This is a genomic window from Maribacter sp. ACAM166 (assembly GCF_005771495.1).
In the GTDB taxonomy this organism is placed as follows: Bacteria; Bacteroidota; Bacteroidia; order Flavobacteriales; family Flavobacteriaceae; genus Maribacter.
The window spans coordinates 39,445-55,690 of record NZ_VAUW01000019.1 but is presented as its reverse complement, the minus strand read 5'-3'; the positions used below and the strand labels follow the sequence as shown (position 1 = coordinate 55,690).

Sequence of the window (16,246 nt, the reverse complement as noted above, 5' to 3'; positions counted from 1 at the left end):
TTACTATTTTTTAAAAAATGCGTCCACTTTAGGATCTTTTGATACTGATAATTGCGCATATGTACCTTCGGCATAATTTATGCCGTCTACCAACAATATCATCCGTTCAGAAATAACCCGTGCACAGTCTACATCATGGGTTATGATTATTGATGAGGTACCGTATTTATTTTGGATGCTTCGCATCAATTCTATGATTTCCTTAGCGGTAATTGGGTCTAATCCGCTAGTGGGTTCATCATATAATATAATTTTAGGCTTCAATATTAACGTTCTGGCTAAGGCAATACGCCTTTTCATTCCTCCTGAAAGTTCCGTTGGCATCAAATCCATAGTATGGGCAAGCCCAACATTTTCTAAAGCTTCTAGGACCAAGGAGGTTGTATCTGAAACGTACCCTAATTTCTCTTTGTGCCTTCGCATAGGAAATTCTAGATTTTCCCGCACGGTCATGGAGTCATAAAGTGCACTACCCTGAAAAAGAAACCCGATATCAGAACGTAGTTCATCTAAGGTTTGTCTGTCAAGGGTTGAGATTTCTTTCCCCATTACTTCAATATAACCGCTATCTGGCGCTAGAAGGCCAACCAAGCACTTTATCATAACAGATTTTCCTGAACCAGATTTACCCATGACTACGACGTTTTCTCCTTCATAGAGTTCCATATTAAATCCGTTTAATACTTTATTGTCGCCAAAACTTTTGCAAACGTCTTTAATACGGATAACCGCCTTGCCGTTCGTTTTGCTCTCCAAATTCTGAGTTTCTTTTGTTGCTACTATACCTGTCTTTTCCATGTGTTTAGAGTTCATAAAAAATATCCGTAACGAAAACTGCTATAAAGTCAACGATGAATAAGAAAAGTGATGCCATTACTACGGCTGTATTTGCTGCAATGCCTACACCTGCTGTGCCTTTAGTGCTATAGTATCCTTTAAAACAACCCACTAACCCTATAACGAACCCAAAAAAGAAGGATTTAATCGTTGCAGGTATAAGATCGCCCCAATTTAAAGCATCAAAAACGGTGTTGAAATATAATTGAAAGGAGACGTTACCCTTAATATTTTCAACCAACGCAGAGCCATAGAGGGCAATCAAATCTCCAAAAACTACCAGTAATGGTAACATTAAGGTGGTGGCCAAAATGCGCGTTACCACTAAATATTTAAAGGGATTGGTTCCTGAAACTTCCATTGCATCAATTTGTTCCGTAACCCGCATAGAACCCAATTCGGCGCCAATTCCTGAAGCGATACGTCCTGCGCAAATAAGGGCAGTAATAACGGGACCAATTTCTCTGACAATAGAGATTCCAACCATATTTGGCATCCACGATACCGCACCAAACTCGATAAGGGTAGGCCGTGACTGTAAGGTTAATACCAAACCAATAATGAAGCCTGTCAACCCTACCAAGAACAAGGAAAGCACGCCCATTTGGTAACACTGCCGCAATAGTTCTCTAAATTCAAAAGGTGGGGAAAAGACTTCCTTGAAGAAGCGGCCTGCAAAGTAAGATAAGTCCCCAATCTGGACAAAAAAATGCTTTATTCGGCGAAATGTTTTTGATTTTACCAGCGCGTTTGGGGATGAATCTGACATACTCAAATATATATAGAGTTGGCTTATTTAAAAATGACCAAAATCATATCCTTCGTATGAGAGTTATCATTTTCATCCCAAAAGACATGAATTACTTTTGATTAGGATATCAGTGAGGTACAAATGATGCAAGACAAGTTTAAAAAGCATACTGATTCTTTCTTTCTCAGTGAAGAACGCGCTTTTTTGTACGGACCTCGAAATAGATTTAAAGAGCTTTGGTTTACGTTAAAGGTGCAGTACAAGTTTATTACGGCACTTCGGAAGTTGCACTTCATTAGACCTTGTGTCACGGTTTTTGGATTTGCAAGATTTGACAATACTAATATTTACTATAAACAAGCCGAGCAAGTGGGCAAAGTCCTATCTGAAATGGGGTTTGCCGTAATGACCGGTGGTGGTCCAGGAATTATGGAAGCTGCCAATAAAGCCGCATATCTTAATTATGGTTATTCCATAGAATGTAACATTATACTTCCGCACGAACAAGAACCCAATCCATATGCACATAAATGGATAAACATTCCTTATTTCTTCGTACGTAAGTTTATATTATTAAAATATTCGTTTGCCTTTGTGGGCATGCCTGGAGGTATTGGTACGTTAGATGAGCTTTTTGAGGCCGTGACCTTAATCCAGACCAAGATGATTAACAATTTTCCTGTAGTTGTTTTAGGGAAGGAATAGCATAAAGAATTATACCATCATATTAAAATCATGGTAGACAATGAAAGCATCTCAAAAGAAGATATCGATTTAATGTTCTTGACCGATTCTGTAGAAGAAATGAAAGAACACCTTAACGAACATACCGTGAAGAGATTCGGATTCATTAAAAAACCCATGGTAACGAGATGGTGTTTTGGAGAGACGAAACTAAAACGCATATGATGCCGGTTATTTTTTAATTTCATAAAAAGTGATGCACCCTTAAAATTAAAAGTTGATATGTTTAGATTTATTTATGTCCGGCTACTTTTCGTCATTAGTTGTATGGTCTTTTTAATTTCTTGTCATTCTAAAAAACAATCGATTGTTGAAATTGGACAAGTAGATTTCATGAAAATATCGCAGCACTATAATAATGCATCTAAAGTTCCAAAACGGATAAATATTTCTGAAAATATAAGAGTGGGAACGTATTTTGAGTTTATGGATTCTTTAGTGAGAAAGTACGATACCTTAATGCCATATACCTTATCCGAACATCTTTTGGTAAGACATAATCCATGGATTATGGATACGTTGGCGAATACTGATTATTACAGAATGATAGCCCGTGATTCTTTTGTATATAACCAAAGACAAATGATTGTGCTTCCTAAAGGGAGCCATTTAATCATTCCGGATTCCCTTAGTGCGTGTACTATCTTGGAGAATTTCGCCAACACCGAAATTGATATTAATATTCCGGAATTCAAATTACGGATATATCAAGATTCAATTTTGTTGTATACTTTTCCGGTTAGGGTAGGTCAGCATAGGGAGCGTTATTTGAAATTTGGGGATCGTATAACTGATTTAAGAACGAAAATAGGAAAAGGTAGCATTGTAAAACATGTAAAATATCCAGACTTTTATAATCCTGTAAATGGTGCGCAATTTTATGTAACGAAAAGGGACGACGGTAAAACAACGATGATGCCTCAAATTCCATGGATAGAAACTGAAATCAATAATATCAGAAATGGCCAAATGATACACCCCACTACTAATCCTAAAACCTTAGGGAAAGCTTACTCCAATGGCTGTATCGGAATAGGAGAGGCAGATGCTTGGACGATTTATTATCATACCCCTCTGGGTACTAAAATCACACTAAGATATGATTTAGAGGTCTATGACGAGGGTGTGGTTCTTTCGATTCTGAGAGATGTCTACGGTTTATCAAATTAAACCTTTACTGAAAGTAAAGATTATTGGTTTCCTTCTACACACTAACGTTCTCGCCAAACCAAATTAAAGGGTGCTTTCGGTAGTTGAATATTTTTTAATACTAAGTCTGTATTTTCTTCTACGACGAAGTTCCTGCCTGAATAAAAATGATATTGGACATATATGGTAAAATCAACTTCACGCAATTAAGATTTACATATATGATACTTCTATCAATTATGTTTTTAGAAAAAAACTAATCATTAAAATCTACTAGGAGTAAATTTTACCATAGATTTGTACCGTAAACTTTAGGGGTGTTCTAAATTTTTAGAACTGAGAAAAACCCTTTGAACCTGATTTGGTTAGTACCAACGAAGGGAAAAGTCGAAAAACACATTGCAATATGTGTTTACACATCTTTTCATGATAGTAAGCGTTCTAAAACGTATTTTACCTATCAATTCAAAACGTTCTCCACACCCTTAAGATTTACAGCATATTCAAAAATATACTGTACTATGATTAATATTTGGGTCAACCAGCAACGTGTAGAAATCGAGAAGGGTTTCACTATTCTTCAATTGCTTGAGCATTTAAAATCACCCAAAGTTGGCATTGCCATTGCAATTCAAAATGCCATTATCTCTAAAAATTTATGGGAATCCATAACCTTGTCCAATGACGACACTGTTTTGATAATTCAAGCCACACAAGGCGGATAATTTCCTGCTCAATAGTTAAACAAAACACTTTAAATGAAGAAAAAAGACACAGCACCAAAAGAAGGTGAAATCACACGACATCCTTTTCCCAATTCTACAAAAATCTATGTGAGTGGGGTAATACATTCGCAGATTAAAGTGGCAATGCGAGAAATAGCTTTAAGTGATACCAAGCATTCTATGACTGGTAAAATGACATCGAACAAGCCTGTTACGGTTTATGATACCTCTGGCCCTTATACAGATCCTGAAAAAGTAATAAATGTACACCAAGGCATAGAAAGAATTCGTGAGCAATGGATACTAGATAGAAACGATGTGGAACGGTTACATGAATTTTCATCTGATTATTGCAATGAACGCTTAAAAGACAAGAGTCTAGATCATATGCGCTTTTCATTATTAAAAAAACCATTGCGCGCCAAGAACGGTACTAATGTGACACAGTTACATTATGCAAAAAAAGGAATTATCACTCCAGAAATGGAATACATCGCTATTCGTGAAAATCAACGAATAGATGAGATGACCGAAATAAGAAAGCAACATTCTGGGGAGCATTTTGGAGCATCTATTCCAGCTAAAATCACGCCAGAATTTGTTCGGGAAGAAGTGGCTAAGGGTCGTGCGGTTATTCCATCCAACATTAATCACCCAGAGGCAGAACCGATGATTTTGGGACGAAATTTCTTGGTGAAAATAAATGCCAATATCGGCAACTCGGCAACAACATCTTCTATAGAAGAAGAAGTGGAAAAAGCGGTTTGGGCCTGCCGTTGGGGCGCTGATAATATCATGGATCTTTCTACAGGTCAAAACATACACGAAACCCGTGAATGGATTATACGGAATTCACCAGTACCAGTTGGTACAGTTCCTATTTACCAAGCTTTAGAAAAAGTAAACGGTGTTGCTGAAGACTTAACTTGGGAGATTTTTCGCGATACTTTAATTGAACAGGCCGAGCAAGGTGTAGACTATTTTACCATTCACGCTGGGGTTTTATTGCGTTATGTACCGATGACTGCCAATCGGGTAACCGGTATAGTTTCTCGTGGTGGATCTATTATGGCCAAATGGTGTTTGGCACATCATAAAGAAAGTTTTTTGTATACCCATTTCGAAGATATTTGCGAGATTTTAAAGAAATACGATGTAGCTTTTTCTTTGGGAGATGGGTTGCGTCCGGGATCCATAGCCGATGCGAATGATGAAGCGCAGTTTGCCGAACTTGAAACATTAGGTGAGTTAACAAAGATTGCACGTAAGCATGAAGTACAATGTTTTATTGAAGGGCCAGGTCATGTGCCAATGCACATGATCAAAGAAAATATGGAAAAGCAAATCGAGGTTTGTGATGAAGCTCCATTTTATACCTTGGGGCCGTTAACTACCGATATCGCCCCTGGTTATGATCATATTACGTCGGGTATTGGGGCTGCAATGATTGGTTGGTTCGGGTGTGCCATGTTATGCTATGTAACCCCAAAAGAGCACTTAGGCTTGCCCAATAAAGAAGATGTTCGTGTAGGGGTTGTCACCTATAAAATAGCGGCGCATGCTGCAGATTTGGCAAAAGGGCATCCTGGTGCACAACATCGAGATAATGCATTGAGTATGTCTCGATTCGAATTCCGTTGGGAAGATCAGTTTAATTTAGGTCTCGATCCTGAACGCGCTTTAGAATATCATGATGAGACATTGCCTGCCGATGGTGCGAAGGTTGCACACTTCTGTTCGATGTGTGGCCCTAAGTTCTGTTCTATGAAAATCTCTCAAGAAGTTCGCGATTTCGCAGCAGCGAATGATATTGTAGACAACGAAGTCATTCAAAAAGGAATGGATGAAAAGTCTAAAGAATTTAAAAGTAAAGGGTCAAAAGTATATTTATAAAATAATGATTAGGAAGTTCCCACGCTTAAAAAAGCGTGGTCGGGCTTTCTCGCTATATCTTTTTTAAGTAAAATAAAAAAGGATGCCGCTTCAATCCCTAACTTAAAAAGTTAGTCATACATTGGGCAAAGTCAAAATAATAGTCAAAATGATAGTTTTAATAGCGCCAGAAACTGATGTTAAGAGCGAAATAGAAATACTTCATCAATTATTTGAAGAAGGTTTAGCATATTATCATGTTAGGAAACCTGCTAAAAACTTAGAGCAGCATCGCACTTATTTGAATCAAATAGATTCAAAATACCATACTAGGGTAGTGGTACATTTATTTCATGAATTGGTGAATGAATTTAATTTAAAGGGGATTCATTTTCAAGAGCAGAAAAGATTAGATAACATTGACAACCCTGGGCGATATTTTAAGAACTTAGAGATGTATGGTAAAACCATTAGTAGCTCATTTCATGAACCTAATGTACTTGAGGAATGTGATTTTGAATTTGACTACCATTTATTAAGTCCTGTTTTTTCATCTATTTCAAAACCAGGATACAAAGGGCGCAGATTTGATGTAAACCACATCGATAAAACAATAATTGGTATGGGAGGCGTAACCACAGATAACATTAAAGAATTTAATGTTTTAGGTTTTAAAGGTGTTGGTGTTTTAGGTGGAATTTGGAAAAGTAGTAACCCAGTTGAATCTTTTAAAAAAATGAAAAGTTATTTTGAATAATCTAAAAACTATACTGACCATCGCAGGTCACGACCCATGTGCTGGTGCCGGGATTACTTCAGATGTTAAAACATTTGATGCCCATGGTTTGCATGGGCTATCTGTCTGTACGGCTATTACGATTCAAAACGATATTGAATTTAAACAGTGTTCGTGGATACCTGTAGAGACCATTTTATCCCAAATACAAATAGTTTTCGAACGCTTCGAAATCAATACGGTGAAAATCGGAATTGTTGAATCATGGCAGACCTTACGTTTAATAGTGGAAAAACTACATGCGATAAATCCGAAGGTGAAAATTGTTTTAGATCCAATTATTAAAGCAAGTGCAGGCTTTGATTTTCATCAGAGCGAAGACCAAAATATATTGGAAGCAATTTGGAGCAAGTGCTATATTATTACTCCGAACTACGATGAAATTCAAAGTTTGTATCCTCAAATGACTATTGAAGATACGCTTGAACACATTGGCAGTTTCACGAATATCTATTTAAAAGGCGGACATAGAAAAGACAAAAAGGGCTATGACGAATTGTACTATAGCCAAATCGTAATGGTTAATATTCCTCCATTTACAACTGAAGTTTTAGAAAAGCACGGTAGTGGTTGTGTTCTGTCTTCAGCACTGGCAAGTAATATTGATATGGAGGTTGAATTGGAAGATGCCTGCAGAAATGCAAAAAAATATACAGAACACTATTTAAATTCTCATCCCTCATTATTGGGAATACATACTAAATTGATAACAAAATGATACCGAAATTACATTATATCTCACAAGGTAAAACTGTAGAAGAGCACTTAACGAATATTAACAATGCTTGTACTAGTGGCATTGAATTAGTTCAGTTAAGACTTAAAGGTTATAAAGAAGCTGCTATTTTAGAGGCAGCTGAAAAAGCGAGGGAGATTACCAGTCGATTTCAAACACGATTAATACTAAACGATTACTATAAAATTGCCAAAGTTGTAAAGGCTGACGGCGTGCACTTGGGGCAATCCGATACCTGTCCATCAATTGTGCGTAAACATTTATACACGTGGCAGATGGTTGGTGGTACTGCCAATACCTTAGATGATTGTAAAACACTACGTGCTAAAAAAGTTGATTACATCGGTATGGGACCGTTTCGATTTACGCAAACCAAAGAGAATTTGAGTCCGGTTTTAGGCTTGGAAGGCTACGCAAACCTATTAAAGGAGCTTAATAAAGAAACTCCCATTATTGCGGTTGGTGGAATAACCTTGGATGATGTATCTGAAATTATGAAAACCGGTGTTCACGGTCTTGCCGTATCTGGTGAAATAACCGCTGATTTTAATCGAATAGGAAAATTTAAGCAACTTATAGCAGGAGATGAAGTTCAAGAAAAAGTATGGACACCTTATCAAAATAACAATTAATGAAAGACGTACTAAGCATAGCTGATAAAACTTTTGCTTCTAGGTTGTTTACCGGTACAGGTAAATTTAGCAGCTCTCAAAAAATGCGAGATGCAGTTTTAGCGTCAGAAAGCCAATTGGTTACCGTTGCCTTAAAAAGAGTTGAGGTGCATAATGAATCTGATGATATTCTGGTTCATTTAAAGGAGAACCACATTAATCTCTTACCAAATACATCAGGGGTGCGAACTGCCAAAGAAGCTGTTTTTGCGGCTCAATTAGCAAGAGAAGCACTAGAAACCAACTGGATTAAATTAGAAGTTCATCCGGATCCGAAATTTTTATTGCCAGACCCAATTGAGACACTGAAAGCTGCTAAAGAATTAGTTGATTTAGGTTTTGTTGTGATGCCATATATTCACGCCGACCCTGTTTTATGCAAGCGTTTAGAAGACGTTGGCGTACAATGTGTAATGCCTTTGGGCGCACCTATAGGGAGTAATAAAGGAATAATGACCAAAGATTTCTTGGAGATTATCATCGAGCAAAGTAACGTGCCAGTAATTATAGATGCTGGTATTGGCGCTCCGTCACATGCTGCCTATGCGATGGAATTAGGTGCTGATGCCGTGTTGGTAAATACGGCGATTGCTGTGTCTCAAAACCCTGTAGCGATGGGTGTTGCTTTTAAAATGGCGGTTGAAGCAGGTCGAATGGCGTACTTGGCGAAATTGGCACCAATAAAACAACATGCTGTAGCGAGTAGCCCATTAACCTCTTTCTTGAATGAGTAATTTTAAAGACACCTTTGAAACCTACGATTGGGATACGCTTGAGAATGAAATTTATAGTTTCACTTCTTTCGACGTAGAAAACGTATTGGCAAAAAGTAGAATTACCCTTGAGGATTTTAAAGTATTGATTTCCCCTGAAGCAAAGCCATTTATAGAACAAATGGCACAACGCAGTAGTGCGCTGACAAAGAAACGGTTTGGGAATACCATACAAATGTTTATACCCATGTATCTTTCAAACGAATGCCAGAATATTTGTACCTATTGTGGTTTCAGCATGATTAATAAAATTAGAAGAAAAACACTATCTGATAAAGAAATACTTGAAGAAGTTAACCATATTAAAAACCTAGGGTATGACCATATTCTTCTGGTCACTGGCGAAGCCAATAAAACGGTTGGTGTATCTTATTTAAAAAAAGCTATTGCTTTAATTCGTGAACACTTCTCAAATATCAGTATTGAGGTGCAGCCATTAGATCAAGAAGAATATGAAACCTTAATTCAAGAAGGATTGTATGCGGTATTGGTGTATCAAGAAACCTATCATAAAGCAACATACAAGACACATCATCCGAAGGGAAAAAAATCAAATTTTGATTATCGTTTGAATACACCAGATCGATTAGGCAAAGCCGGAATTCATAAAATAGGGTTGGGCGCACTATTCGGACTTGAAGATTGGCGGGTAGATAGTTTTTATACAGCCCTTCATTTAAAATATCTACAGAAAACCTATTGGAAAACAAAATATTCAATTTCTTTCCCAAGGTTACGACCGCATCAAGGTGAGGTTCAGCCCAAGGTAGAAATGACAGATTCTGATTTGGTGCAATTAATCTGTGCGTACCGTTTATTAGATGAAGATGTCGAATTATCGATGTCAACGCGTGAAAGTGAAATCTTCAGGAATAATATCATCAATCTAGGAATAACCTCTATTAGTGCCGAATCTAAAACAAATCCTGGTGGGTATGTAGTTGATCCAGAATCATTAGAGCAATTTGAAATTTCAGATGTGCGAAGTACTGATGAAATTAGAAAAATGATTGAGTCACAAGGGTACGAGGTGGTTTGGAAAGATTGGGATAAAAGTTATTCGAACTTCGTTTAAAATTGTTGAATATTTTCATTCTATGAATAAGGGTTCCATTTTAAATAAATTTTAAGAAATTGATGTCGAATATTTTCTTAAATTTACAAACGTGAACAAACTGTTTTCTATAGTATTATCTACATTCATCCTGCTTCAAAGCTTTGGGGTGCACTATGATGATTTATTTCAGTTAGATGAATTAATTGAGCATGCTCAATTTCATAGCGACCAATATGGAGATAATATTGTTGTTTTTCTTTCCAAACATTACGGTGAATTAAAAGCAGACCATCAAAGAGAACACCAAGAGGAAAAAAAGGATCATGAAAAACTTCCTTTTAATCACAGTTGCTCAGTTACTTCAGTTACGGGCATGGTTATTAATAGCTTAAAAACAGATTTGAATCAATTGGAGATTTTGGAGTACAAAATACCTAATTTCCACTACCAGGCACCCTCATCTTCATTGCATACAGAAGGTATTTTGCAACCACCCCGATTTTCATAAAACAATCGATAAATTTTATTTTTAGTCCAGATTCATTAACTTAGAATCAGGGCATTTAACATTGATTATTTTATGAAAAAATGCTATCACATATCATTAACTTCAGCTTAAAGAATAAGTTTATTGTTCTTTTATTTACAGTTTTTATTATAGGATACGGGCTATATTCCCTATCTCAAATCCCCATTGGTGCAGTACCAGATGTAACCAATAACCAAGTGCAGGTAATTACGACGTCCCGTAATCTATCTACGCAAGACATGGAGCAATTTATCACCTATCCAATAGAGTTGGAAATGGCAAATTTACCTGGTGTAAAGGAAATTCGTTCGGTCTCTAAATTTGGACTTTCCGTAGTGACCATCGTTTTTGAAGATGATCTAGGAACGTATTTGCCAAGACAACTTATTGCCGAAAAGATAAAATCAGCTTCGGAGAAAATACCGGCAGGATTTGGCACTCCGCAAATGGGACCTATAACCACTGGTCTAGGAGAAATTTACCAATATGTACTTGAGGTAACACCAGAATATAAGGATGAATATAGCGTAACAGATTTAAGAACTATACAAGATTGGATTGTAAGGCGTCAGTTATCCGGTATTCCCGGTGTGGTTGAGGTAAACACTTGGGGAGGCTTTTTAAAACAATACGAGGTTGCTATTAATACGGAGAAACTAAATGCCATGAATATTACGTCAAGTGATGTTTTTAAAGCCGTAGAAAGTAATAATAGTGTTTCTGGTGGTGGTTATATAGAAAAAGTGAATCAAGCCTATTTTATTCGTGGAGAAGGATTAGTTACCTCACTTGAGGATATTCGTAACATCGTAGTGAAAAATAAAAATGGAATCCCCATTTATATAAAGGATGTTGCAACGGTAGGTTTTGGAAGCGCTATACGTTTTGGTGCCATAACAGGTAATGGGGAAGGTGAAAAAGTATTGGGGCAAGTCATGATGCTCAAAGACGCGAACTCCAAGAAAGTTATTGAGGCCGTAAAAGAACGTGTTGCAGAAATTTCGAAATCGTTACCAAAGGGGGTCTATATCAATCCGTTTTTGGATCGTAGTGAGCTCATAGCAAAGACGACCTTTACGGTAACCGAAAACTTAGTATTAGGATGCCTAATCGTCATATTTGTGGTGGTCCTGCTTTTAGGTAATTTTAGGTCTGGACTTGTAGTTGCCTCGGTTATTCCATTGTGTCTACTTTTCGCTTTATCACTTATGTATATTTTTGGTGTCGATGCTAATCTGATGAGCTTAGGAGCTATTGATTTTGGAATTATTATAGATGGTTCCGTAATTATAGTAGAATTTATTGCTTTTGAAATAACACGAAAACAGCAAGAAATCAATAGTCTAGCGAAAGCAGATAGACAAGCCCTAAAAGACAAAATCACGTTTAATGGAGCTTCTAAAATGATGAATTCTGCCATATTTGGACAACTGATTATATTGATTGTTTTCATTCCTATTCTATCATTAAGTGGGGTAGAAGGCAAAATGTTCAAACCCATGGCGCTTACATTTAGCTTCGCCTTGATAGGAGCAATGATATTATGCTTTACCTATGTGCCTGTTGCCGCATCATTATTTTTAAAACCTTCGAAGGAATCTGAAAAGAATATTTCAGTACGCCTAATGAAATGGTTGAACAAGAATTATGAACCAATAATAGATTGGGCACTGCGGAGCAAGAAATTGGTTTTAGGAATAGCAGCGTTTTTGCTTGCGATTTCAATTTTCTTGTATACTTCAATGGGAGGCGAGTTTGTACCTACCTTAGACGAGGGCGATTTTGTGATACAACCGATTTTGAAAACGGGGACATCATTAAGTAATACCGTTGAAATTACAACGGAGATTGAAAAAATTCTTATCAAAAACTTTCCGGAGGTAAAACAAGTGGTCACTAGAATTGGAGCTGCCGAAGTACCCACCGATCCCATGTCTATGGAAGAGAGTGATGTTATTATTATTCTCAAACCAAAAGAAGAATGGACCAGTGCTTCTAGCAAAGATGAATTAGCAGATAAGTTTAAGGAAGCTTTGGCGGTTATTCCTGGTATGGAGGTAGAATTTACTCAGCCTATTGAAATGCGCTTCAATGAGTTGATAACTGGGGTCCGTGCCGATATAGCTATTAAAATATTTGGTCCAGATTTAGATATTTTAGCAAAAAAAGGGAATGAAATCGGGACTTTAATTCATAATGTACAGGGTGCCGCCGATATTTCAGTAGAGAAGATTGTTGGATTGCCTGAAATGAGCGTAAACTACGACCGGGCAAAAATTGCACGGTATGGACTAAACATTCAAGAATTGAACGATATGGTTTCCATGGGTTTTGCAGGTAAAACAGCAGGAAGCGTATTTGAAGGTGAGAAACGTTTTGATTTGGTTGTACGTTTGGATAAGGATAAAAGACAAGATATTGACAACCTCAAAAATTTATATGTAGATGTGCCAGCAGGAGGGAAAATTCCATTGAGTGAATTGGCCGATATTACTTATAAAAAGGGAGCAGCCAAAATTTCAAGGGATGATACGAAAAGACGTATTGTGGTTGGTGTTAATGTTCGTAACCGCGATTTACAATCTGTTGTTGACGATGTACAGAAATTGATAAACGCGAATGTGAAATTACCTGCTGGATATTCTATCACCTATGGAGGGCAGTTCGAAAATTTACAAAGCGCACGAGACCGTTTATTGATTGCAGTCCCTATAGCCCTTGTTTTGATTTTCATATTATTATACTTCGCCTTTAAATCAGTCAAGGAAGCTTTAATGATTTACTCAGCAATACCCTTGGCGGCTGTTGGTGGGGTACTGTTATTATGGTTGAGAGGGTTGCCTTTCAGTATTTCTGCGGGAGTTGGATTTATTGCACTCTTTGGAATTGCTGTTTTGAATGGAATCGTATTGATTGAGCATTTCAAGGAATTAAAAAAGGAGCCTTTTGACAATTTAGAAGATTTAGTTAAACAAGGAACAAAAGACAGATTACGAGCCGTTTTACTAACGGCATCTGCCGCGGCGTTAGGCTTTCTTCCAATGGCCATTTCGACCAATGCAGGTGCAGAAGTGCAGCGGCCCTTGGCAACCGTAGTAATTGGTGGTCTGTTTACGGCTACCATTTTAACCTTAGTTGTTTTGCCCGTGCTGTATTCCATATTTGATAGTGATGTCAAAAAGAAGAGTGCATTGCCTAAAACCGCTATTAAAAAAGTTTTGGGAGTGGTTATTTTACTTATTACTGCTGGAGCTTTTGGACAAGAGCCAAAGGGTAAAAACTTGGAGGACTTAATTCCATTAGCCATTGAGAATAATATGGGTTTAAAGGCAAATGAACTTAAAGTTAATCAATCTCAAGCATTGGTTGGCAGTGCCTTTAATTTTAACAAGACCCATGTTTATTATGAATTTGATGAGAATAACCTGGCTCCAAATAATGTACCTCTTAAAGTGTTTGGTATTCAACAGGATTTTCGTTTCCCTACAGCCTACTTTTCTGAAAAAAAAGTAAATAAGGCCCAAACGAAATTAGTAAAAAGTGGTTTTTATATTCAAAAGAAGGCACTAGAAAGAAGGGTTACAATGGGGTATTATGACTATCAAATAGCACGAAAAAAGGTAACGATGTTTAAGGAATTAGATAGTCTGTACGCCAATTTTTCTGTTATGGCAGCCAGACGGTTTGAGTTGGGCGAAACCAATTATCTAGAAAAGATAACCGCAGCCGCTAAACAACGCCAAATCGGCTTAAATTATAAGCAGGCCATTCAAGAAGTGTCCATTACCTATCGTAATCTCTTAAAAATAGTTCAAGTAGAGGATAGCCTTTTTATTGCGGATGGGTTGAACCTTAAGATAGGGTTGAATCCTTTAGTGGTAGAAAATACGCCTGAGGTTCAGTATTATGAAAATAATAAGGCGGTAAGGGATGCAGAAAGTAGTTTTGAGAAGCAACATCTTTTACCAGATATTAGTGTAAGTTATTTTCAGGGTACCAATGATCAACTTAATACTAATTTATATGGTTATCAGTTAGGTCTCAAAATACCGTTGTTGTTTAGTGGTCAAGCTTCTAAGATTAAGGCATCCAAAATTGCAAAGCAAATAGCTACAGCAGAGTCTGTTGAGTATAAAATTCAGTTAAATACAAAACAGCAAGTCTTACTACAACAAGTGTCGCAAATTCAAAATGCCCTTGATTATTATGAAAATGAAGGAGCTACCCTTTCAGAGGAAATCTTAAAAACGGCTCAAATCAGTTTTAAAAACGGTGAAATTGATTTCTATCAATACATTCAAAGTTTGGAAAGTGCCTATTATATAAAATTGGGATATCTAGACAAGCTAAAAGAATACAATCAAATTACTGTAGACATTAATTTCTTAACATTATAAATACTGCGCTATGCAAAGAATCATATATAAAATAACGGTCCTTATTATAATAACTACACTTTGGAATTGTGGAAATAAAGAAAAAAAATCAGAAGAAAATGAAGCGCCATCTACTATGATTGATGATCGTATTCAAATCTCCCAAGAGCAGTTTGAACAGAGTAAAATGGAACTGGATGTACTTAAAGTAAGAACTTTTCCTAGTACGGTGAATACAACAGGGATGATAGACGTTCCACCAGAGAATAGGGCTATGGTCAGCGCTACAATGGGCGGCTATATTAGGAAAACACCCTTACTGATTGGTGATCAAGTGCGTAAAGGACAACTGTTGGTTACAATTGAGAATCCTGAGTTTGTTACTATGCAACAGCAGTATATGGAGGTTTATGGTCAATTGAGTTATTTAAAAGCAGAATATGATCGGCAGCAAACCATGGTTTCGGAACATATATCTTCACAGAAAAATTTTTTGAAAGCTGAAAGCGACTATAAAACAGCTGTTGCTAAATACAATGGTCTAAGAAAGCAATTGACCATGATCAATATTTCTCCAGAACTAGTTGAAAAGGGTACTATTAATTCGATAGCCGCCATATATGCACCAATTTCTGGAAGCATTACCAAAGTTCATGTTTCTAAAGGTACTTTTGTTTCTCCATCCACTCCAATCATGGAAATTATTAACAATGATCATATTCATTTAGAATTATCTGTCTTTGAAAAGGATATAATGAAGGTGAAAAAGGGGCAAGATGTAGCGTTTAGAATACCCGAAGCATCATCGGAAACTTTTGAGGCTGAGGTTCATTTGGTTGGTACCTCCATAGATAAAAATAGGACTATTAAGGTGCATGCGCATTTAGAAAATGAAGATTCCAATTTTTTAACAGGAATGTTTGTGGAGGCCGCTATAATCACAGATTCATCTAAACAAAAATCTCTTCCTACCAATGCCATTAGTGTCGTAGAAGAACAAGCCTATGTGCTTATTTTGGACGAGAAAAAGGATAATAGTTACTATTTCAAACAAATTGCAGTTATAACCAATGGCAATTATGAGGATATGACAGCCTTGAAAAATACATCAACTTTTAAACCGGAAGCACAATTTTTAGTAAAAGGTGCGTTTAGCTTGATAGGGGAGTAATGTGATTTTAAGAGAACTTGCTAAACTACTTTTTAATTAAGCTTTAAGAGAAAGTTACA

Annotated in this window: 15 protein-coding genes and 1 riboswitch; of the genes, 13 read left to right on the top strand and 2 right to left on the bottom strand. The window is 36.8% G+C overall.

Annotated elements, in window-relative coordinates; all coding sequences use genetic code 11:
• Window positions 1-3 precede the first annotated feature (3 nt).
• Window positions 4-798 (bottom strand): ABC transporter ATP-binding protein, encoded by a 795-nt coding sequence (locus tag ES765_RS13265; protein WP_138114801.1) that lies wholly within the window; start codon window positions 796-798, stop codon window positions 4-6.
• 4 nt (window positions 799-802) lie between these two features.
• Window positions 803-1,606 (bottom strand): MlaE family ABC transporter permease, encoded by an 804-nt coding sequence (locus ES765_RS13260; RefSeq protein WP_138114800.1) that lies wholly within the window; start codon window positions 1,604-1,606, stop codon window positions 803-805.
• A gap of 123 nt (window positions 1,607-1,729) precedes the next feature.
• Here ES765_RS13260 and ES765_RS13255 point away from each other — a divergent pair, with 123 nt between their 5' ends.
• The 13 genes from ES765_RS13255 to ES765_RS13200 all read left to right on the top strand — a co-directional run bounded on the left by ES765_RS13255 (window position 1,730) and on the right by ES765_RS13200 (window position 16,187).
• The gene (locus ES765_RS13255) at window positions 1,730-2,293 is read left to right on the top strand and encodes a TIGR00730 family Rossman fold protein (protein WP_249356404.1); all 564 of its coding nucleotides are present in this window, start codon (window positions 1,730-1,732) and stop codon (window positions 2,291-2,293) included.
• A gap of 30 nt (window positions 2,294-2,323) precedes the next feature.
• On the top strand, window positions 2,324-2,497 hold the full coding sequence (locus tag ES765_RS22330; RefSeq protein WP_249356402.1) for a hypothetical protein: 174 nt from the start codon (window positions 2,324-2,326) through the stop codon (window positions 2,495-2,497).
• Between the two features lie 57 nt (window positions 2,498-2,554).
• Window positions 2,555-3,502, top strand: coding sequence for a L,D-transpeptidase (locus ES765_RS13250; RefSeq protein WP_249356399.1), 948 nt, complete (start codon window positions 2,555-2,557; stop codon window positions 3,500-3,502).
• 282 nt (window positions 3,503-3,784) lie between these two features.
• Window positions 3,785-3,881: riboswitch (TPP riboswitch) on the top strand.
• Window positions 3,882-4,002: 121 nt separating this feature from the next.
• Window positions 4,003-4,206, top strand: a complete 204-nt coding sequence (gene thiS / locus ES765_RS13245) for a sulfur carrier protein ThiS (protein WP_138114799.1) — start codon at window positions 4,003-4,005, stop codon at window positions 4,204-4,206.
• Window positions 4,207-4,239: 33 nt separating this feature from the next.
• A complete protein-coding gene (thiC, locus tag ES765_RS13240; protein ID WP_138114798.1) occupies window positions 4,240-6,099 on the top strand; it encodes a phosphomethylpyrimidine synthase ThiC in 1,860 nt (619 codons plus the stop codon).
• A 148-nt stretch (window positions 6,100-6,247) separates the two neighbouring features.
• Entirely contained in the window at window positions 6,248-6,835 is a 588-nt protein-coding gene (locus ES765_RS13235; RefSeq protein WP_138114797.1) for a thiamine phosphate synthase, read from the top strand.
• Window positions 6,828-7,592, top strand: a complete 765-nt coding sequence (locus ES765_RS13230; RefSeq protein ID WP_138114796.1) for a hydroxymethylpyrimidine/phosphomethylpyrimidine kinase — start codon at window positions 6,828-6,830, stop codon at window positions 7,590-7,592. Before ES765_RS13235 ends, ES765_RS13230 begins: the two co-directional genes overlap by 8 nt.
• A complete protein-coding gene (gene thiE, locus ES765_RS13225; protein ID WP_138114795.1) occupies window positions 7,589-8,242 on the top strand; it encodes a thiamine phosphate synthase in 654 nt (217 codons plus the stop codon). The genes ES765_RS13230 and thiE overlap by 4 nt, the downstream gene beginning before the upstream one ends.
• Window positions 8,242-9,015 (top strand): thiazole synthase, encoded by a 774-nt coding sequence (locus ES765_RS13220; protein WP_138114794.1) that lies wholly within the window; start codon window positions 8,242-8,244, stop codon window positions 9,013-9,015. The genes thiE and ES765_RS13220 overlap by 1 nt, the downstream gene beginning before the upstream one ends.
• Complete coding sequence (gene thiH / locus ES765_RS13215; protein WP_138114793.1) at window positions 9,008-10,129, top strand: 2-iminoacetate synthase ThiH; 1,122 nt, start codon at window positions 9,008-9,010, stop codon at window positions 10,127-10,129. The genes ES765_RS13220 and thiH overlap by 8 nt, the downstream gene beginning before the upstream one ends.
• Window positions 10,130-10,220: 91 nt before the next feature.
• A complete protein-coding gene (locus tag ES765_RS13210) occupies window positions 10,221-10,619 on the top strand; it encodes a hypothetical protein (protein ID WP_138114792.1) in 399 nt (132 codons plus the stop codon).
• Window positions 10,620-10,699: 80 nt separating this feature from the next.
• The gene (locus ES765_RS13205; protein ID WP_138114791.1) at window positions 10,700-15,037 is read left to right on the top strand and encodes a CusA/CzcA family heavy metal efflux RND transporter; all 4,338 of its coding nucleotides are present in this window, start codon (window positions 10,700-10,702) and stop codon (window positions 15,035-15,037) included.
• Between the two features lie 10 nt (window positions 15,038-15,047).
• On the top strand, window positions 15,048-16,187 hold the full coding sequence (locus ES765_RS13200) for an efflux RND transporter periplasmic adaptor subunit (protein ID WP_138114790.1): 1,140 nt from the start codon (window positions 15,048-15,050) through the stop codon (window positions 16,185-16,187).
• Window positions 16,188-16,246 lie beyond the last annotated feature (59 nt).